Annotated in this window: 17 protein-coding genes; 9 read left to right on the top strand and 8 right to left on the bottom strand. The window is 67.9% G+C overall.

Translation table 11 applies throughout. The features are described from left to right. Window positions 1–3 precede the first annotated feature (3 nt). From HOV91_RS11395 to HOV91_RS11385, 3 genes are read right to left on the bottom strand one after another with little or no spacing between them, the layout of a single operon-like run. Window positions 4–162, bottom strand: coding sequence for a hypothetical protein (locus HOV91_RS11395; protein ID WP_169334582.1), 159 nt, complete (start codon window positions 160–162; stop codon window positions 4–6). A gap of 38 nt (window positions 163–200) precedes the next feature. Next, complete coding sequence (locus tag HOV91_RS11390) at window positions 201–1,025, bottom strand: DUF3865 domain-containing protein (protein ID WP_043738559.1); 825 nt, start codon at window positions 1,023–1,025, stop codon at window positions 201–203. Then, a complete protein-coding gene (locus HOV91_RS11385; RefSeq protein ID WP_051047477.1) occupies window positions 1,022–2,407 on the bottom strand; it encodes a JmjC domain-containing protein in 1,386 nt (461 codons plus the stop codon). The genes HOV91_RS11390 and HOV91_RS11385 overlap by 4 nt, the downstream gene beginning before the upstream one ends. A 240-nt stretch (window positions 2,408–2,647) precedes the next feature. Here HOV91_RS11385 and HOV91_RS11380 point away from each other — a divergent pair, with 240 nt between their 5' ends. Together HOV91_RS11380 and HOV91_RS11375 are read left to right on the top strand one after the other, a co-directional pair. After that, window positions 2,648–3,622, top strand: coding sequence for a hypothetical protein (locus tag HOV91_RS11380; protein ID WP_043738557.1), 975 nt, complete (start codon window positions 2,648–2,650; stop codon window positions 3,620–3,622). Between the two features lie 16 nt (window positions 3,623–3,638). Beyond that, complete coding sequence (locus HOV91_RS11375; protein WP_051047476.1) at window positions 3,639–4,520, top strand: PfkB family carbohydrate kinase; 882 nt, start codon at window positions 3,639–3,641, stop codon at window positions 4,518–4,520. On the opposite strand, the gene HOV91_RS11370 is transcribed toward HOV91_RS11375, so the two are convergent. The 5 genes from HOV91_RS11370 to HOV91_RS11350 all read right to left on the bottom strand — a co-directional run bounded on the left by HOV91_RS11370 (window position 4,501) and on the right by HOV91_RS11350 (window position 12,006). Further along, entirely contained in the window at window positions 4,501–5,175 is a 675-nt protein-coding gene (locus HOV91_RS11370; protein WP_043738554.1) for a nucleoside/nucleotide kinase family protein, read from the bottom strand. The two genes, HOV91_RS11375 and HOV91_RS11370, sit on opposite strands and share 20 nt — an antisense overlap. 618 nt (window positions 5,176–5,793) lie before the next feature. Then, a complete protein-coding gene (locus HOV91_RS11365; protein WP_043738550.1) occupies window positions 5,794–5,979 on the bottom strand; it encodes a hypothetical protein in 186 nt (61 codons plus the stop codon). Between the two features lie 234 nt (window positions 5,980–6,213). Continuing rightward, complete coding sequence (locus HOV91_RS11360; protein WP_157227894.1) at window positions 6,214–8,880, bottom strand: SEL1-like repeat protein; 2,667 nt, start codon at window positions 8,878–8,880, stop codon at window positions 6,214–6,216. A gap of 412 nt (window positions 8,881–9,292) precedes the next feature. Beyond that, window positions 9,293–10,363 carry a phosphotransferase family protein gene (locus HOV91_RS11355; protein WP_043738546.1) on the bottom strand — a complete coding sequence of 357 codons (1,071 nt, stop codon included), beginning with the start codon at window positions 10,361–10,363 and terminating at the stop codon, window positions 9,293–9,295. Window positions 10,364–11,187: 824 nt separating this feature from the next. Continuing rightward, window positions 11,188–12,006 (bottom strand): helix-turn-helix transcriptional regulator, encoded by an 819-nt coding sequence (locus HOV91_RS11350; protein WP_043738542.1) that lies wholly within the window; start codon window positions 12,004–12,006, stop codon window positions 11,188–11,190. A gap of 286 nt (window positions 12,007–12,292) precedes the next feature. Between HOV91_RS11350 and HOV91_RS11345 the strand changes: the two genes are divergently transcribed. The 7 genes from HOV91_RS11345 to HOV91_RS11315 all read left to right on the top strand — a co-directional run bounded on the left by HOV91_RS11345 (window position 12,293) and on the right by HOV91_RS11315 (window position 19,071). Further along, a complete protein-coding gene (locus HOV91_RS11345) occupies window positions 12,293–12,532 on the top strand; it encodes a hypothetical protein (protein WP_043738540.1) in 240 nt (79 codons plus the stop codon). 273 nt (window positions 12,533–12,805) lie between these two features. Then, window positions 12,806–13,621: a hypothetical protein gene (locus HOV91_RS11340; protein ID WP_051047475.1), complete on the top strand. Its 816-nt coding sequence runs from the start codon at window positions 12,806–12,808 to the stop codon at window positions 13,619–13,621. Further along, window positions 13,618–14,844 carry a cutinase family protein gene (locus tag HOV91_RS11335; RefSeq protein ID WP_245560545.1) on the top strand — a complete coding sequence of 409 codons (1,227 nt, stop codon included), beginning with the start codon at window positions 13,618–13,620 and terminating at the stop codon, window positions 14,842–14,844. The genes HOV91_RS11340 and HOV91_RS11335 overlap by 4 nt, the downstream gene beginning before the upstream one ends. Before the next feature lie 2 nt (window positions 14,845–14,846). Continuing rightward, on the top strand, window positions 14,847–15,989 hold the full coding sequence (locus HOV91_RS11330) for a lipase family protein (RefSeq protein ID WP_051047474.1): 1,143 nt from the start codon (window positions 14,847–14,849) through the stop codon (window positions 15,987–15,989). Window positions 15,990–16,057: 68 nt separating this feature from the next. Continuing rightward, the gene (locus HOV91_RS11325) at window positions 16,058–17,557 is read left to right on the top strand and encodes a cutinase family protein (protein ID WP_043738582.1); all 1,500 of its coding nucleotides are present in this window, start codon (window positions 16,058–16,060) and stop codon (window positions 17,555–17,557) included. A gap of 138 nt (window positions 17,558–17,695) precedes the next feature. Continuing rightward, on the top strand, window positions 17,696–18,409 hold the full coding sequence (locus tag HOV91_RS11320; protein ID WP_051047473.1) for a DUF8176 domain-containing protein: 714 nt from the start codon (window positions 17,696–17,698) through the stop codon (window positions 18,407–18,409). Window positions 18,410–18,411: 2 nt separating this feature from the next. Next, window positions 18,412–19,071 (top strand): hypothetical protein, encoded by a 660-nt coding sequence (locus HOV91_RS11315; protein WP_051047472.1) that lies wholly within the window; start codon window positions 18,412–18,414, stop codon window positions 19,069–19,071. Window positions 19,072–19,244 lie beyond the last annotated feature (173 nt).

The raw sequence follows: 19,244 nt of genomic DNA, 5'->3' as shown, positions 1-19,244 counted from the left end.
ACGTCAGGAGGCGTCCGGGCGCAGCCCGGCCTTGAGGGCATCCGGCCGGACACCGGCCTTGAGGGCGGCATCGGGGCGGACACCGGCCTTGAGCGCGGCGTCGGGGCGAACACCGGCCTTGAGTGCGTCGGGGCGGACACCGCTCTTGAGCATCGGCGACATGGCGATTTCTCCTTCTTTTCGGTGGGTTACTGCGGGGATCAGCGGAGGGTGGCGGCGCGGTCGGTCAGCTGCGACCACCACGCCGTCATGCCCTCGAGGATCTGGAGCCAGCCGTCGACGATCTGTGGCAGGTCCAGGCCGAACAGCTGGTACTCGCGAATGAACCGTGCGATGCCTTCGATGTGGGCAGCCTCGACGCTGAGGCCGTCCACGGCCGCGGCTTCGTGGCCCTCGTCCAGGTGCAGCGAGTAGTAGTAGTCCAGGTGCGGCAGATTCGCTTCGGCGCCGACGGTGAGTTCGGCGTAGCGGTCGGTGATGGCGCGCAGCAGCTCGGTTTCGTCGATCGCTACGCCCTCGGTGGCGTAGTAGCCGCCGCAGATGCGGCTCACCGACGAGCCGATGACCAGCCAGTCGTGCAGCGACACCAGGGTGAGCGTTTCCGGCGCGGGCAGGTGCCCGTTGACCAGCAGGCCCAGATCGGCCAGCAGCGCCCCGGAGTAGAGCGTGTAGTGCGCGGGCACCTTGCCTCGCTCCCCGCCCTCCTCGAGGTGGTTGCGGCGGAACTCGTGCGCCAGCTCCATGCACCCGCCCTGCACCGTGTCGGCGGCCTGGCGCAGGAAATCGGAGTTGTAGCGCGCGAACACCGACAGTTCCCGGATGTAGTGCGCTGCTTGGTCTTTCGTCAGCGTTGCCGGTGATACCTCGGCGGTGATCTGCTCGTACAGCGCGGCGACCATCGGCGCCATGTGCTTGTCGACCAGGTCGTTCCCGCTGACCTCGGGCTGGTTTAGCAGGACACTGGTGATGGCGGCCTTGGTGTCGGGGTGATCGTCGAGATAGCGCGCGACCTTCGAGGCGGTCATGCCGACTCCTCGGCGTCGGGGTCGGTGAGGACTTGGATGCCGCCGGTTTCGAGCAGCAGCGTCAGCGTGTCCCCTCCGAGGTCGTCGGTGATGCGCACGGTGTGACCGTTGGCCAGCGACGCCAGCGCGGTGCCCCAGGCGGGGGACTCCGGCACGCGCAGCACCAGACCGCGGACCGTGACACCGAGGTGCAGGTGCTCGTCGATGTCCGGATCGGCGTGCAGCGTGTACGGCGGCGCGACGCGCAGGTGGGTGCCGCCGCCAGCGAGTGCGGCCGCGGCCTCCCGCGCCGCGTCTTCGCGGGCGAGGTCGTGTTCAGCGGCCTCCCAGCCGCCGTTGCTGAGCAGGGTGCGCCACCGCGCGCTGATCAGCTCACCGACCTTGGTCTCCAGCTGTTCCGAGACGGTGGCGAGCATGCTGGCGGCCGCCGCGGTCAGGGCCGCGGCGACCGGGCCGGGACCTGCGGTCACCGAATGCATCGGCGAAGGGGTCTCCTCGGCGACGTCGACGACGGCGGACTCGAGCACGGCCGGAAGGATCGACAGGGCCAGCATGCGCGTGTCGGAGTAGGTGTAGAGCGGGACCGCCACCGAGATCGAGAAATCGTCCTGGACCCCGACGTGGAACACCCGCCGCGGCAGGAACAACACATCGCCGGGTTCGAGGTCGTGGCGCTCACCCCGTTCGAGCAGCGCGGTGTAGTCGCCGAAGGTCGGCGTGTCGCCGCCGGTCAACTCCCGGTACAGCTCACCGGACCAGGTGTAGAAATGCTTGATTCCAGGGCCGAGATGCACCAGGAAGGCATCCTCGTAGCCTTCGTGCACGCCGAACGCGGTGCCCGCGTAGTTCCCGGCGAAGGCGACCTGCTCGCTGCCGCCGATCGGCACACCCCATCCGGCGTGGGCGGATCCGATCAGCTCACCGAGCACCTCCGCGAGCTTCGGGGAGGTGGTTTCCAAATTGTTGATCACCAGCGAGAACCGTTCGGCGCCGGTGAGATGCTGCATCCAGGCGACGAAGTCCTCATCGGACCACGGCGCCGACAGCAAGGTGTCGATCACCTCGTCGCGACGCTCCTCGCCGACGTAGACGCGGGTGCGGGCGCTGGTGGGCTCGCCGTGGGCGGCCGCGCGGCGCAGCCTGCGCAGTCCGTCGAGCACGTCGTCAGGACCGAGCCGATCGGCCGGCACGATGCCCTTGAACAGGTACGGCGCGACCGCACCATCGGTCTTGGCCGGGAACAGGGTCGACCAGAACTCCGGTGACGGCGGCCAAGTGATCACAGGATCCGCGGCGGTGGTCATGACGTCAGCCCCGTCGCGGGTGAGGACATGCAGATGGTCAAGGTCTCTCCTCTCCTGCTGCGCTGCCCGCAGGATCATCGGCCGGAGCCTGCTGTGCGGGCTGCGACAGACGAACGTCTCGATGCCCCGCCGCCCGGGACCGCGTTTCCCGTCGCGACGTACGAGAAGTGTTGGCGCTCAAGGGGTCCAGTCGCATCGCCGAACCGGTCCGTAACTGTCTGGTTCCGTCCGATTCCGTCCACTGGACCACCGATCTCGATAGGATCGTGCGCTAGCTCGACAGCTCGACACCTGAAAAAGGGGACATGATTGGGGACCGTGCTCAAGATGTTGCTGGACGAGCGGCATCTGGCAAGCCATAAGGACTTCTGCGCCGAATACCGCAAGCACGCCGCCGAACTCGGCAGCGCAGCCCGGGAGGAACCACCGGCCCGAGCAACCTTCTACAGCTGGATGTCGGGCGAGATGAAGGGCCTGCCGCAGAACCACCACCGCAGAGTGCTGGCCCGGATGTTCCCCGGCTGGTCTATCCATGCACTGTTTTCGATGGCCAACGCGGCCGCCGCCCCGCACCCGGCTGGTGACAACCCCGCCGACGAGGGGTTAGAAGCCTTCCTCGGTGCCGAGATGGTCGACCGGGGCGCCACGCTGGTAGTGCCCACCTTCGAGCTGGCCACGAGCTCGGTCGAAGCGCTTGCGGCTGCAGGAATCCCGCGTCAGCACATCTTCAGTAAACGGGCGAGCGTGTTCAACGCCGCCCACCGCATCGACGTCCCGGTCGCGCTGGCCGAAAACGACGTCCGCGGGATGCTGTACGTGATGTCGATGGTGCAACACCACGACGGTATTACCGTCGATATCCAGAGCGATCGTGATGTCGTGGCGGCCTGCGACCGGCCCTACATCAGCTTCGGGCTCAGTTCCAACGACTGCACCCACATGTACCTCGAAAGCAGCAGCGACCCGCTGTTCACCATCCAGGACAACCCGCGCTCCACCTGGGGATATCTGGAACACCTGGAACTCGCCGACGGTCAACGTTACAGCTCCGACGACAGCCGTAACATCGGCATCATCGCCCGCGTCCGCCCGGCGCCGCAGCTACACCCAGATCGCTACTGGTTCTTCTGCGCCGGGCTCGGCCCCCATGGCACGACCGGCGCCAGCTGGTATCTGACCAAGCACTGGGCCGCCCTCCAGGAACGGGTGATCGACCGGGAATTCGCCGCGGTCGTCAGCGTGCGCACCTACTCCGATCAGACCGCCGCCCTCGAACACCTGCTCATCCGCTGACCCGAAGGAGCTCCTGGTGCCCGAAGCGCTGTTCGTGGGTCTGTCCACCCTCGATATCGCCTACGCCGTCGACCGATATCCCGCCGAGGACACCAAGACCCAAGCGCTGGATCAGTTCCTGGGTGCCGGTGGGCCCGCAGCCAACGCTGCGGTCGCGTGCGCGATCGTGTCGGGCCGGTCTGCGACGCTGATCACCGCGCTCGGCCGCCACCAGCTCGCCGACCTCGTGCGCCACGATCTGACCAACCACCACGTCACGGTCCTCGATGCGACACCCGACAGCACCGACAAGCCGCCGGTGTCATCTATCGTGGTCGCGCTCGGCGCGCAGTCCCGCACCATCGTCGGCCTCGACGCCGCCCGGATCCAAGCCCCATTCACCGCCGACCTCGCCCAATGTGTCGACCAGGCATCCGTGGTACTCGTGGACGGCCACCATCCCGATCTCGCGGTGGGAATCGCAAGTCGCGCCGGAGAGGTGGGGGTGCCGGTCGTCCTCGACGCGGGTCGCTGGAAGCCAGTCCACGACCGGCTCCTGCCGCTGGTCGATGTCGCGATCTGCTCGACGGCCTTCGCGCCACCGGGCGTCAACGGCGACTGCACCGTGCTCCTGGACTACCTTCGGTCAGCCGGGCCGAAACATGCGGCGGTGACACGCGGGCCGGACCCGATCGTGTACGCCGAGGAAGCCCGCCAGGGCACAATCGAAGTCGCGTCGGTACACGAGGGCGACACCCTCGGTGCTGGCGACATCCTGCACGGTGCGTTCTGCGCCTACTACAGCCGCAGCCGCGACTTCATCGACGCACTCACCCGCGCGTCCGCGGTGGCCACGCTGTCATGTCGATCGTTCGGCACCCGCAACTGGGCCCGTGATCTCAGCGAACTTCGCAGATGAGGTAGTTGCCGGAGGTTTCGCGCAACACGGTATCGGCGTGGCCGCGGGTGTGCGCGATCAAGCGGGCGTTGGGCAGATCGCTGTCGGTGATCTTGGTGTGCGCCTGCTCGGCGGTCTTGCCTGCGAGCAGGTGTCGGTCGGTCAGCCGCTGCTCGATGACGGTGTCATCAGCGTCGAGGTACCACACCTCATCGAGCTGGCTGCGGACCTCGACCCACCCGGGTTGGTCGAGCAGCAGGTAGTTGCCCTCGACCACCGCGATCTGTTGATCGGCGAACGTGATCGCGTCGGGTACCGGATCGTGCAGTTCACGGTCATAGATGGGCCAGGGCACATGCTCACCGAGCGGCGCTTCGCGCAGCAGTTTCAGCCGGGCCACGAACCCGGACACATCGAAAGTGTCTGGCTGACCCTTGCGGTGACGCGCGCCAGCAGCGTCCAACTCGGCCGAAGTCCGGTGGAACCCGTCCATCGGGGCGATCTCCGCACCGACCCCATGTGCAGCGGTGATCGCCGCGGCCAAATTCTGGGCGAGCGTCGACTTGCCCGCTGCTGGTGGACCAGCGATGCCAAGTATGTACCGACAATTGCCGGGCACTCGCGTCGACACCCACCCCGCGAGCTCCGCCACGGGGACTTCGCTACCTGCACGCATCCTGGAATCCTTTGCACCTGAATCCAATCGGTGACCTCACCGTAGCAACGACGTCGCCTGGTCGACGCGAAGCCCTTTCGATCAGCGAAGTGCCCAGTTGTGAGCATTCGACCGGTACGCTCACCGCCGTGAGCGGCACGCAGAAGCTGTTCTCCGAATTGTCCGCGTCGCCGTAGCGTCGACGGTTCCTGCGAATCTCATGGTGGGGCGACAGCCTGATGGAGCACTACGAAGTCCACCATCCGCGCCTGTCGAGCCAAGCCGATCTGATCGAACCCTTATCCGAAAGGGGGTGCGGACCGCCGCGATCGAGGCTCACAACGAGGCCGGGTTCGTGCGGAACTGCCTCGCGGCCAGCCTGGTTCTGACCGGACGCAAAGCCAAGGACGGCATCGGGGTGTGCGGCTACGGTGCGTACCGACCCACCGACCACGGTCCAGGCATCGGATTCGCCGGGCTCCAGCCTCGCACCGGACCTCACGCTTCCGAAACTGCGCGAGGCGTGGTCGTGGTACCCGGAATCGGTGACCATCGCGCTAGTAACGTGGGCAACTCTGTTCGACCGTGACCTACTAGGACCTGCCGCAGCCTCGAAAGAGACCGACCCGCCCAGCTCGGTCACAGTAGGTCGAGGTGGTCCATGAGGAGCGCGGTGAGGGTAACGGTGCCGACGAACCCGACTCCGGCGTCGCGGATCGCGCGAGCCGCATGGGCACCTTGGACCTTGGCAAGCAGTGCTGTGACCATTCCGATGATCACTCCCAGAAGTACGGCGATGACGATCAGCAGGATCTTGATGCTCATGTGTGCTCCGCTTCTTTCAGTAACTGTTGGTGGTGGAAGCACACCAATCCGGCTGCGGCCCACGCAACGCGCCTGCGCTCGCCCGATGACATGTTTATGAAGGTCAGGGGGCTGATTGAACGCCCATCCGCTTCCTGCGACTCGTATCGACTCGTGTCGTATCAGGCTTCGTGGTCGCAAGCGATGCTCGGCAGCACCGCACGGGAGCCAGGACCGGCAGCACCGAGTAATACTTCAGGTCGCCTGTCGCGGCGATGCCGGGTTGGAGGGAGGCGCGTTGCGCGCACGCCCGAGCCATTGCTGTGATTCGGCCTCTTCGCCCTTGCCGTTCAACAAGATTGCGAGGTTGTTCATGGCCGGTCGATGTCCGCCCGCGGCTGCTTTCCGGTACCACTTTTCGCCGAGCTTGAGGTTGTCGGCCTGAACGTGTCGGAAACCGAGCCGGAACATCGCATCCAGGTCGCCTGCGGCGGCGCACCGTTCCAGCCAGCGATCGGCTTCGCCGTGCTCTCCACGCAGGTATAGCGCCTGCCATAGGGCTGACATCGACGGCAGATGGTCTGCCGCGGCTCCCCGCCGCAGATATGGCAGGGCCTCCTCGCCGCGTCCACTATCGTGAAGCAGTCCGGCGTAGCTGCGCATTGTCTCCAAGTCGCCTGCTTCGGCGCCGAGGCGCAGCAGTTCCTCTGCAGCGGCGATGTCTCCTCGGAGATAGAGAACGCGCCCGAGATACCCGACGGCGGTCGTGTCCCCTGCGGCTGCGGCCCGACGTATCCAGATCTCCGCTTCCTGGAGGTTTTCGCGCTCGACATAGATCGCGCCGAGACCCTGGGCTGCGCGCAGCCCGGCCTCGCCGTCCGGGTCTGCCTGGTGTGCACGCCCATACCAGTGCTCGGCAGCCTCGAAGTCCTTGCGGTCGAACATGATGCAGGCCAGGTTGACTGCCGCACCGGCATGTCCAGCGGACGCGGCCTGGAGGAACCAGTGTTCGACTTCGGTCATTCGGTCGCCGTGACGTTGCAGTGCGTGCGCGTAGTTGAACATCGCGACCGGGTCACCATTGCCCACCGACAGCGCGAGCACGTGCTCGGCCTCGCCCTCACGCCGGGTCTTCGTCAGCAGAGTGGCCAGGTTGCGCAGCGCTGCGGCATCCCCAGCTTCTGCTCCCCGGCGATACCAGACTTCCGCCTCGCCCAGATTGTTTCGTTCCGCGCACAAGACACCTATGTTCGCGAACGCTGGAACGCACCCTACGGCGGCAGCCCGGCGATATAGCTCGTCGGCCTCGCTCAGTTTCCCAGCGACCTGCATCGAGACGGCCAGGTTGTAGAGCGCCCCGGGGTGTTCGACGCCAGCGCTACGGCGCCAGAGGTTGTCGGCGATCTCGTCATGCCCCCGTAGGTGGGCTTGGAACCCGACGGTGGTCACGACATCGGGGTCGGCATCGCGGGTCGCCACCTCCCAGTAGTCGTGCGGGATTGCCCGTGCGGGTCTGTCCTGACCATCGTCGGCGGCGACGAGGTAGTCGAACGGCCGATAGGCACGCTCACCCGTGACCAAACGTTCGGTGTGCAGCGCCGCGACTTGCCCGGCGCCTTCTCTCGGCATTCGCGCCGCCGCAATCGCATCCTCGAGAGCGGAGCCATCGATATCGACATGTGGCCAATGGTGTTCGAGAACATGTCGGGAGAGGCGCTGCAACTGGCTGTGCGGCATCGGGTCGGTACGTCCGATTCGAGACCAGTCGATCACGGTCTGAGTCACCGCACCGAGGGCCGGATCCGCGTGACGGGCCACCTCATACTGTCGAAGTAGGTCCGGCGCGCCCGCAAGCACTTCCGCCAGCCCGAACCGGCCCAGGTTCAGCGATGGATACAGGGTGGCCGCCATCGCATGCTCGCTCACATCATCACTGGTCGACCGCAACCTGATGGTCTCAGCTTGGGCCAGAACCGTGCGCTGGTCGCGCGTCAGTTCCCCGGTGCTGCGGGTGAGACGGTCGATGGCGTCGTCGCGAATCGTCGCTGCGATGACGGTTCGGGCCGGGCGTGCGCTGATCTGTGCGAGGAGGATCGGACTCAGCGGATTCTCACCGGCGAGGAAGTCCTGGAGGTCGTCCAGCCATACAACGATCTGGTCGCCGCAGTCGCGGAACTCCGGGAGGTCGATCGCAGCCTTCAACGTGCGGCGGCTCGGTACGAGGATCCGCGCCTGCGGCAGCGTGCGGCGCACATTCTCGTATAACGTGCGCGTCTTGCCGGTCTTCGATGGACCGGTGAGGACCACCATTCGGCGACTTTTCAGCGCCGACATGACTCTGCGATCAACCTGGTTCGCCGTGCGGGGAACGTACCGGTCGAATCGGCTGGCGTCGCCTAGTCCGACGTGAGATGGTATGGCGCCCAATGCATGTGGATCTAGGTCCGTGGCGTGCGGCAGGCCGCCGTCTGCGCCCACCTGCTCAACGATCCCAAGCCACACCAAACCTGCGTGCTCGACCTCAGCCCTGGCTGCCACGTGGAAAGCATCGGCTGCGGTAGCGCTCGTCAACGCTGCCCGACGGGCGCGGTCCCACCTGTCGATTTCGCGGCGGTCGGGTCGTCTTCCTTTTGCCCGCTGTATCAGGAATTCGACCAATCGGGCGAACTGGTCACCGTTGCGAGGGACCACCCGCTTCCGCTGGACCGTTGGTTTCTCAGGAGCGCTCGGCAGCCAGCCGCGAATGGTGGTAATGCTGATCTTGGTTTTCTCGGCGATCAGTTGCTCCGGCGGCGATCCAGCCGCCTGGCACAGGTCGTCCACCTGCCGGAAGAACTGCTCACGCAGCTCAGATTCCCCCACTTCAGCCCCTTCAAGCCCAGCGGCCGCGACGAATCGGTACCTCGATACCAGGATGTTCAACCCTACATCCGTAGGATTCTCTGTGGCGGTTGGTGCCCACACCCTGTTCGCCGGGCTCACCCCGGCTGCAGATTGCGCTGCGTCAGGCGTGGGAAGCTGGGGCCTGTGACCGATCTCCATCAGCGTGGTCGCTATGGCTTGTGCGCCGGTTGGCTGGGGTGAACAACCTGCTCACTCTCATCTGGGGGCTGGACCGGGCACACCGGCATCGCGGAAAACACAAGCTACCCAACAACATCACGAAGTGATGCTGGAGTACAAGGCAGCGTTCACCTCGAGAGACGGTCCGACGGCCGCGTAGCAGCGAAGCCTCTCGTGCCCGCGCGGCCCCACGCTCGCAGCTGCCATCTATACGACGCGGTGGCACCGAGAATCTGATCGGCACATCCGCAGTTCAGCGGGTCTTGAAGACTCAGCGCGTGCGTAGAGCGGCCTCGACCCGATCACGCCCAGGTGCCGGACGGTCCCACAACGGTGCGGCCTCGGTGAGTCGTCGGGTCAGGCCGTCGACGAGCGCCTGTTCGCCTGCGGGGGTGCGATCACCCGCCGCGATGACCTTCGCGTAGCGGACCGCGTCGATGACAGCGGCTTTTATCCGCTCGCCGGCGAGGTAGCGGTCCAGGTCTTCGGGCCAGCCTGGGAGTGCGGCCTCTTTTTCGGCGGCGGCCCACGCGGTGAGGAACGCCTGCTGTTCGTGCGGGAGGTAGGTCATTTTCGCCAAGTGGATCGCGACATCGGCCAACGGGTCACCGTAGAGGGCCAGTTCCCAGTCCAGGAACACCGTCCTACCCTCGCGGATCATCATGTTCTTTCGGTGGACATCGCAATGGATCAGCCGAAACGGGCGTGCACGCAGCGATTCGGCGGCACCCGACAGGGGCGCGAACGGATCCTCGGGGATGCCCAGGCGCCGGAACAGCGCGGTGAAGTCCGGGCGGTGGCTGTCGTGCAAGCGGCGGGTGTTGTCCCACAACCGGTTCGCGAACCGGCGCGGATCGTCGTCGAGTTCGTCTGCCGGAGAGGGCAGCTGGTCGGTGGGGATCGCGCGGAGCTGCCCGAACAGGCTGGCGACGTCGGCCGGGACGTGCTCGGGGACGGCGGTGCCGCGCGGTGCGATCGCATCGAGTTGGTGGCCGTGGATGTATTCCTGGATCTGGTAGCGCGGCTGGTCACAGGAACTGTAAAGGCGTGGGGCCGCAGCGACGTGGGCGGCGATCGCGGCTAGGATCCGCGGTTCGGGCCATTGGGTCACATCCATGATGTCCGCGTGTTCGAGCGGTATACGGACATTCACCGCGACGCAAGCGACATCGACTCGGATATTGCGGTTGTAGAACCCGGCCGACGCGTTCGGACTGTCCAGAGCCTGGCGGTGCAACTCGGCGGCGGCCACACCCAGGACAGGGAGCGTGTCCCCACAGGATGAGATGTGGTGCGCGAGAACGGACGAGGGCGGCGGATCGGGATGCGGCACAGCTGCCATGCACACGATCGTAGAGCTCGCACGAGGGCAGTCACCGAACAGTGCACCGCGCGCATCACCTGCTTCCCGTCGCCGCTGGCGGTACATGCATCGTGGGGTCACTGGCGCGTCGAGCCCGCCGCGCACATGATCAGCCTGCTGAGACCCGCAAACCATCGGTGAATTCGGTCATCGGTCTTGAGGCGGGATGTATCGGCGGTGGCGGGTTCGTTTGGTCGGCCGGGCCAGGTGGGTCGAGCTCGGTTGGTTGGTTGTGGTGCAGGTTGGCGTTTGGTGGGGCGCGAAAATGGGCTTCGGGAGACTTCGATCGCGGCGTCGATGTCGCTGGCGGTGAGGAACCAGGTGCGGCCGGCTTTGTGGCCGGGAAGCGTCCACTCTTGAGTTGTTGGACGTACCAGCGTTCGGATTTCCCTAGTTGCGGGCACCGGCGGATACCGGATAGGTCTGCTCGTGAGGTCCGGTGGGAAGAGGTGGGTCCGGACCGGGTGCGGGGGTGCGAGGGTTTTCAACCATGGTCAGATCCTGCGCTCAGTTATGGATCCCGAAGTGCGGATTCGGCGAAATCGACGTCGAGACGTCGATTCGATCCGAATATTCCAGCAATTTTTCGACGGCTGTGGGGCGACGAGTTCTTTGCGTCCGCTTCATGGCAGCGGATTACAGATATGTCACGGTGCCCCCAGGTTGCCGATGGAGGGGCATCGACAGCCTCGGGCGGGCAACATGTCGGCGTGCGGTAACGCTGAGCTTGATCAACATGACCTGGCGGTCGGCTGAACTCCGAGAGAGGTCTTCGGCGTGTCGTAGCGCGTGTCGAAAGTTTTCTATCCGTCGGCTTCTCGGTTCGTGGTCGAGCCGGGGGACGGTTTGGGCGAGAGGATGAGCAGCAGGACGGACTCGGACTGATTGGAGATGGTCAGGCTGTAGGCGACCGGCTGGCCGGTGACGGGATGGATGGTGTGCATCAGCGCACTGGGGTCACGCCCGTAGGCGGCGCGTACGCCATCGCTCCACGATTTCCGGAACTCGATGTTAGGGCCCAGGTGTCGGAAGACCACTCGGACCTGCTCGGTGTGGCGATAGCGGCCGGTCATGGCACGAATGGAGGCTGCCGCGTAGTCGAGTTCGAAAGGCCGGTCGGTCAGGATCGGTTTGGTGTTGTCGCTGAACATCCACACCGGGACCGACCCGGTGCGCTCGAGTCCTGGTGTCGCCTCGCGGAACAAATTGTTGCAGGCCAGCACGTTCCATATCGGGTCGATGTAGGCGGCGAGGTCGCCTCGGGCGTTCAGGTCGCGGAGATGGGCGATGAGCAGGTCGTTGGCGGTGACCGACCTGGCCAGAACCGCAGTGGGTTCGAGGTCGAGCGCTGCCACTCCTAATTCGCGCACGTGGCGGGCGAGGGCGGAATCGAGTCGGTAGCCGGCGATGATCAGCTCCAGCAGTTCTGGGCTGGGGTTTCGGCGGCCTCGTTCGATATCGGTGAGGTAGCTTCGGCTGATTCTGAGCATGGCCGCGGCGTAGTCGCGGGTGTAACCGCGTTCGTCACGGATTCGGCGGACGGTGTTGCCGAGAGTGGGGACACGCGGTGGTAGTGCGTGTCGGGATCCGGGTGATCGGCGTAGTTCGGGATCACGGGTCATGGGAGTGGAATCCCCCTCCTCGAAAGTCTTCCACGGCAGGATGGGCAGAGGTTATGGTGATCGGTTGGCCCCCAGGTGATGTTTCGTTCCTACCAGAGCGGGTACCGCCCGGCAAGCGTTTAGATGATCACATCATCCAAACCAGTAGCTCCGAGGATGCGAGCGCCGAGGATGGTCGTCTCGATGGACGGCGTTGTGGCGGAGCGACTTCGGTGGAAATTCCAGGTATTGCAGCTTGCATACATTCCGCAGCAAATCTGCTGATCAAGTAGTGAATAGCAAATGTATGCAAGTTGCGGTACCGCAAACTGCATACCTGAAAACCCTGGATTTCCAGCAGTTCCGGGCGTTTGGTTGGAAGCGCGAGGTCGACACCGATCCCGCCGAGAATCCGAAAGACGCTGAGAGGAACGCGATCGTGGATCCCTTCGTAATTCTGGGCTACATCAACGCCGGGCTGTCGGTGCTGTCGAGCGGCCTGAACGTCGCAGCACAGGCACTCAGCCTGATCCTGCCCTTCATCTGACCGAGATGACCTGAGAAGCGGTCTCCCACAGCGTATCTCCCGCTGTGGGAGACGCCGCCCAATTCCTAGGCCGCACTCTCGCGCGGCAATTCCACTCCCCGTATCGCTCACCCTCACTGGAAGGCTTATTTCGTCATGCCCTCATCCGGGAATTCACCGCTCCATCGCACGTCGGCCGACCACCACGCGTCGCATACGCCTGGTAATCGCGCCGCACGCCGAGCCCGGCACACGCCGCGCACCACACACGTAGCCCGCGTCACCCTCTGCGCGGTGGTCCCGGTCGCGGTCCTTCTCGCGACAGCGGGGACTGCGCAGGCCGCCGAGCCGCTCACCGCGATCGCCGACCAGCCCGGCGTCACCAGCCCCGGTCAGCCCGGAACCACCGCGCCGCCGCCACCGCCGCCCGCGCCGGAGCCGTCCCCCGAACCGGCGCCGCCGCCGGAGTCCGCGCCGGCACCGCCGGTGTACTACGCCCAGCCGCCGGAGGTGCGCAACGCGCCGACGCGCCCGGCGCCGTCGGCGGACGAGCCGGTGGAGCCGATCCGCATCGAGGACCTGCATCTTCCCGAGCCGGTGGAGCCGGTCGCGCCGGTCGAGGTCCCCGACGATGTGATCCGGTTCGGCCAGTGGGAGACCGCGCGTCCCGGCTGGCTGGATCCGCAGTGCGCGGACGCGATCAATGATTTCTCCGCGGGCGTGGAGGCGCAGCTGGCGACCGCGCTGGACTCGATCGGCATCCCGGCCGGGCGCTCGGATCGGGTGTCGGGTGCGACGCTGGCCGGTGCCGGGATCGGCGGCGCGGTCGGTGCGGTCGCGGTCGGTGCGCCCGCAGCGGTCGCCGGTGCGGTCGCCGGGGGCCTGATCGGGGGCACGGTCGGCGGGATCGCGGGCGCCGCCCTGGGCACGATCGTGCCGGTCCCGGTCATCGGCGAGGTGACTTCCGGTGTCGCCGGTACCGCACTCGGTGCGGCGGCCGGTGCCGTCGCCGGGGCGGTCGTGGCCGGTGTCCCCGTCGCCGCTGTCGGCGCGGTCGCCGCCGGAACCGTCGGCGCGGGCTTCGGTGCCGGAGTCGGAGTCGGCCAGTGACCACGACGACCTCGAACGTCCGCCGACTGGCCGCTGCCGTGGCGATCGCCGCCACCGCGTCCGGTCTGACGCTGGCCTCGGCGCCCGCCTCGGCGGTGCCGATCGGCCCGGGGTGCCCGGCACTGTACGTGCTGGGTGTGCAGGGCACGGGCCAGTCGTCCCCGACGGCGGACCCGCTCGCCGACACCGGGGTGGTGGGCGCGCTCATCGCTCCGGTGCTGTCGGCCGCCCCCGGCCTGGTGCAGCGCTCCTATATCCCCTACGGTGCCGGTTTCGGCGGTGCCGTTCCCGGCGGAGGCCCGGATCCCTACGCGGTGTCGGTGACCGACGCCCGCCGCCAGCTCGACGCCGCCGCGGTCCAGATCGTGGATACCTGCCCGGACACCTTGATCGCCGGAATCGGATACTCCCAAGGCGCACAAGCTGTCTCGGATTTCGCCGCCGACATCGGCGCGGGCCTGGGCCCGATCGGTGCAGACCGGATCGCCGGTGTCGCGCTGTATGCCAACCCCGATCGCGCGCCCGGCGCCCCGGTCTTACCGGGCCGGCCCGGGCAGGTGGTGCCCGATCCCGCGCCGGGCACCAGCGGTGCGGCGGTCTCGCAGGTCGCGATCACCAACCCCGCGGCCGGTGGCGGCGGGATCGCGGGCGCGGTCGGCTACGGCGAGCTGACCGGCCGTGTCGCCGATATCTGCACCGACGGCGACCTGGCCTGCTCGGCCCCCGACCGCGCCGCGCTCCTGCGGGTCGGCGCCGAGATCGCGGCCCAAGCCGACCTGCGAAACCCGATCGCCGCGCTGGGCACCCTCAGCGGCCTCTTGCAGGCCGCGCTCGGCGATGCGTGGAACACGGTGCTGCTCAACGACTTCTACGTCGACGGCGGGGATGTCGACTACCGGCCGCAGCAGGGGCTGGCCGATCGGCTCGTCGAGGCCGCCGACCCGCGCACCCCGACACCGGACGGACAGGCGGCGGCGGCCCGCTGGGGTGAGATCACGGCCACGGTCGCCTCGAATCCCTTTGTGCTGCTACCGAAGCTGGCCGGACAGCTGTCGGCGGCGTGGGGGCAGTTGGTCGCCGACAACGCCGACTTGATGAATCCGGCGGTGCTGCTGCGCTACGTCGACACCATCGCCCGCCATAACGGCTACGCCACCGGCGGCCAACTCGCTTCCGGGGTGGCGTGGATGGTCGCCCTGGCCCACGACCTCGCGGGACGGTGACCATGACCACCTTCGGCATCGACGACACCGAGGACGAGTTCTACGCACCGGACTCCGACGACTTCACCCAGCCCGCAGGTGCGCTGCTACGAGCACGCGAGGTCGAGGTCCCGGTGTTAGCAGGAGCGGGACGCGCGTGGCAGGTGGTGTACTCGACCCGCACCGCGTTCCACGCCCCACTGCCGGCGTCGGGGCTGGTGGTGGCTCCCGAGCAGGCCGTCGGCGGTGACGGGTCGATACTGCTGTACTGCCCGCGGTTCCAGGGACTGGGAGGGCGCATCGCCCCATCCCGGCGCCTGGACCAGACGGCCCTCGCGGATGTGGCCGCAGATGTGGCGATGGCGTTGGCGCGGGGCTGGGTCGTCGGGGTGCCCGACGGCCAGGGCGTGGGCATGAGCGCTCTGGGCGCGCACCCGTTCCTGTCCGGTGCCGCCGCCGCGCACACCGTGCTCGACCTGGGCCGGGCCATCACCAGCTCGACCGATTTCGGCGCATCCGGCCCGTGTGCGATCTGGGGGTACGGCGACGGCGGGCGGGCCGCGGTGCTGGCCGCCGAAACCCACCCCGACTACGCCCCCGAACTCGACCTGCGCGGCGTCGCCGCCGGCGCGGTCGTCGGCAACCTGCGAGCCTTGGTCGCCGACCTGGACGCCGGACCGTGGGCCGGACTGGTCTTCGCGGGGATGGTCGGACTGGCTCGCGCCTACAGCCATCTGCCCGTCACCCACCTGCTCACCGAGGAGGGACGGCGTGGCCTCGCGCACGCCCAGACGCTGACCGTCGATGAGCTGATCGAGACCTACCGGCACATTCCACTCGGCACGTGGTGCGAACGCCGCGAACCCTGGAACGACCCGATGTGGCGTTACGTGCTGGCCGCAGAATCCGCCGCCTATCGCGCCCCCGGGGTGCCGGTGCACCTCTACCACGGCACCGAGGACGCGCTGGTCCCGATCGCGCTGAGTCGCGCCCTGTTCGCCGAATACCGGGCTCTCGGGGCGGATCTGAGCTGGCGCGAATACAACACCGGCCACACCCGCACCGCCGCCGTCGGGGCACGCGAAGCGCTGACGCAGCTGAACAGCTTCCTGCCGCGCCACCGGACACCCTCTGCGGCCACCATCTCGCAACCACCCGCCACCTGAATCGTGTCTGCCCGCCCCGGCCCCCTCGCCACGGGGCGGGCAGGCACCCCCCATCGAGGTGAAATCTCATGCACAGCAACCGCATACGACCCCGCCACCTACTCCGTAGCGCCGTGATCGCGTTGATCATCGGCACTACCACCGTCAACGTCACCGTGACGGCATCAGCCGAGCCCGGCGCGGCTGTGGACGGCCCGTGCCCGGTGCTGTACGTGCTCGGTGTGCAAGGCGGCGAGGAAGGTGATGTCGCCTCCGGCAGCGACACCGGCGCGTTGGGACAGGTATTCGGACCGCTGACAGCTGCGGCGGGACAGGCCGTGCAGCGCGCCTACATCCCCTTCGGGCGCAGCGGCGACGGGAGTTCACTGGCCTACGACGACGCGGTCACCGCAGCGGCCGACCAGCTCGAGCAGGCCGCGGCGGCCGTGGAAACCCGCTGCCCGGACACCCGTCTCGCGGTTGCGGGATACGCGCACGGCGCCGCGGCGGCGGACCGCTTCGCCACTCGGGTCGGCGCGGGCAGCAGCACGGTCGACGCGGACCGGGTGGCAGCGGTCGCGCTGCTGGCCAATCCCGCCCGCCAACTCGGCACACCCGTGTTGCCCGGCCGTCCGCAAGCGCACACCCCCTCGGCCGCGCCGGGCACCGGCGGAGCCCATGTCTCGACGATCACGCTGCTCAACTCGGCGCTGACCGGAGCCGGGATCACCGCCCCGACCACCGCCCCGACCGGTTACGGAACATTGACCGGGCGGGTGGCGGATCTGTGTGTCGGCGGCGACGCCACCTGCGACACCGCACCCGGCAGTCCGCTGGCGACGACGGTGGCCAACATCGCGGCGCGCTCGGACCTGCGGGATCCGATCGCGGCGATCTCCACCATCGCCACCGCCTTGTCCACGACGGTGTTCACCACCGCGGTCGGCGTCGTCAACGACGACCTGTCCGGCACCAGCCTGGACCAACTGTCCTACGACCCCGCCAAAACCCTCGGACAGCGCCTGGCCGAAGCCTCCGACCCGGCCACCACACCACCGAGCCAGGCCGACGCGCTCTCGGCGCTGTTCAAACTCGGCACGATCGGGCTCAACGCCGCGATCTCGGTCGCCCGCACGGTGATCACTCCGGCGACGGTGGGCGAGCTGGCAACCGTCGGCATGGCTGACCCGCTGGCCGCGGTCGGGATTCTCGGCACGAAACTCGCCGCCGCGGTGGTGCAACTTGTGCCGCCCCAGACCGCCAGCCGGTGGGTCAACGACGCCTTCGACGCGATCACCAGCACCGTCACCGCCCCCGATCAGCTCTACACCCTGGCCGGGTCCGCCCAGTACAGCGACACCACCGGCCGCCACGGCTCCTACGACAGCGTGCCCGCGACCGGCACCGGCGAATCCGCGCTGCGCGCGGTGTCGGCCTGGTTCACCGCCGTTGCCCGCGACCTGGCGACCGCCCCGACCACACCGACGACGGCGACCTCGACGACGAGAACGCCCTCGGCCACCGCGCCCTCCCGGCCGAATTCCCTCCCACCGGTGTCCACGAGCTCCGTGGCTCCGTCGAGCCGGTGAACCACCCCAGACCCCTTCGGGCGGAAGCCGGATTCAGCGGACGCTACCCCTTCGGTCTGCTGATCCTCCCCGGAACTTCCGCCCGGAGGGCCCACCCCGACCCCGACACCGGCCACCGAAGGAGGTGACACACCGACAATGGCGGACACCGAGATCGACTCCCCACACGGGGCCGGGTGGCTCGAGAAATCGACACCCGCGGCCCTGCAAGCCGTTGCGCCCGATACGGGAACCGCCGACGGTGACGATCACGCGTGGCGGTGGCTGGATCGGCCTCCGGAGGAGCCACCACAACCCCGCAACCGCCGGACCGCCCGGCCCACGGCGCGACTGGGGCGGATAGGCATCGCGCTGGGGACGGCACTGGTCGCTGTCGTCGTCCTCGTCGCTGTCGTAGTCCGTTGGGGCAGCCACGAACCCGACACCAGTGGGGTGGCGCCCACCGCCCTGGCCGCGCCGCCCACCACGACCGCGGTCCTCGCCGCGGCGTGCACCGGGTTGAGCGGTGACGTGGTCACCGACACCGCCGGTGACCCTCGCACGATAGCCGGGGTGATCGCGGCCTTCGAGCACGCCTACTACCAGCGCCGCGACGCCGAGGCCGCGCTGCGGCTGGTCGCACCCGAGGCCGGTCTGGTCCCCGAGGCCCTGGCCGCGGGTATCGCCTCGATCCCCACCGGGAGCACGCACTGCGTGGCGATCACCGCGGTCGCCGAGACGACCGCCGAAGTGCACCTGGTCCAGCGGCATCCCGATGGCAGCCGCATCGACTACCTGCAATTGATCAACGTCCGCGCCGGCACCCCGAACAGCGGCGATCTGGTGATCTCCAACATCCAGAAGCGAGGGTGAGGATGACCGCCGCGCACCGCCTCGCCGACACCACGCGACCGCCCGGGCCGGCGCGGCTGAACCCGGACACCGTCGCCGTGCCAGACCCGCAGCACCGTGCCCCGGTGCGTGAACAGCCCTTGGCGATCACCGGCGCGCACCCGCCGCTGTTCGCGGTTCTGGGCGCGCACGGAGGCGCTGGTGCCTCGACCCTGGCGCGCTGGTGGGCACCGGCCGCGGACACCGGCGCGGCCTGGCCCGCCTGCCCGCACACCACCCAACGCGTGCTCGTGGCCGCGCGTCTGTGCACACCCGGTCTGACCGCGGCAGCCGATCGACTGCGGGAATGGCACGCCGGCCTGGCACCGACCGGAGTCGAGGTGATCGGGCTGGTGCTGACCCCGATACGGCCCGGCAAGGTCCCGGCGGTGGTTCGCCGCTACCGGGCACTGGTCACCGACCTGGTCACCGACGTCTACGACATCGGCTGGCACGACCAGCTCCTCGAGATCGAACTCGGCGAGCTGGCCGAATTCACCCCCTTCGACCCACCACCGCCCCGTCGCGCCGGGTTGCGCCACGCCGTTCCCGCTGATGTGCATCGCGCCGGAACCCAGATCATCACCCGCTTGTCCGCGACCCACACATCGGTTGCGGCACATCCTGATTCGGAGACGACATGACCATCGTCGCATTGGCTACCGACGTGGCCTCGACCGTGCTGGCCCAGGAAATCAAGATCACGCCCACGACCCCGCCGGGCTCGAAGCAGATCATCAACCTGGTCAATTATCTGGCCTGGCTGGTGAGCCTGGCCGGGATCGCCGCCCTGATCTACGCGGGCGGGAAATTCGGG

Source organism: Nocardia barduliensis (assembly GCF_013315795.1).
Lineage (GTDB): Bacteria > Actinomycetota > Actinomycetes > Mycobacteriales > Mycobacteriaceae > Nocardia > Nocardia barduliensis.
Note: the sequence above shows the minus strand (reverse complement) of the source record. Positions and strands in the feature narration are given on the sequence as shown.

Excerpts from the sequence above, each read along its gene's own strand:
- HOV91_RS11395 (WP_169334582.1), bottom strand. The coding sequence starts at position 162 with ATGTCGCCGATGCTCAAGAGCGGTGTCCGCCCCGACGCACTCAAGGCC.
- HOV91_RS11390 (WP_043738559.1), bottom strand. The coding sequence starts at position 1,025 with ATGACCGCCTCGAAGGTCGCGCGCTATCTCGACGATCACCCCGACACC.
- HOV91_RS11385 (WP_051047477.1), bottom strand. The coding sequence starts at position 2,407 with ATGATCCTGCGGGCAGCGCAGCAGGAGAGGAGAGACCTTGACCATCTG.
- HOV91_RS11370 (WP_043738554.1), bottom strand. The coding sequence starts at position 5,175 with ATGCGTGCAGGTAGCGAAGTCCCCGTGGCGGAGCTCGCGGGGTGGGTG.
- HOV91_RS11365 (WP_043738550.1), bottom strand. The coding sequence starts at position 5,979 with ATGAGCATCAAGATCCTGCTGATCGTCATCGCCGTACTTCTGGGAGTG.
- HOV91_RS11355 (WP_043738546.1), bottom strand. The coding sequence starts at position 10,363 with ATGGCAGCTGTGCCGCATCCCGATCCGCCGCCCTCGTCCGTTCTCGCG.
- HOV91_RS11350 (WP_043738542.1), bottom strand. The coding sequence starts at position 12,006 with ATGACCCGTGATCCCGAACTACGCCGATCACCCGGATCCCGACACGCA.
- HOV91_RS11345 (WP_043738540.1), top strand. The coding sequence starts at position 12,293 with ATGCAAGTTGCGGTACCGCAAACTGCATACCTGAAAACCCTGGATTTC.
- HOV91_RS11330 (WP_051047474.1), top strand. The coding sequence starts at position 14,847 with ATGACCACCTTCGGCATCGACGACACCGAGGACGAGTTCTACGCACCG.
- HOV91_RS11325 (WP_043738582.1), top strand. The coding sequence starts at position 16,058 with ATGCACAGCAACCGCATACGACCCCGCCACCTACTCCGTAGCGCCGTG.
- HOV91_RS11320 (WP_051047473.1), top strand. The coding sequence starts at position 17,696 with ATGGCGGACACCGAGATCGACTCCCCACACGGGGCCGGGTGGCTCGAG.
- HOV91_RS11315 (WP_051047472.1), top strand. The coding sequence starts at position 18,412 with ATGACCGCCGCGCACCGCCTCGCCGACACCACGCGACCGCCCGGGCCG.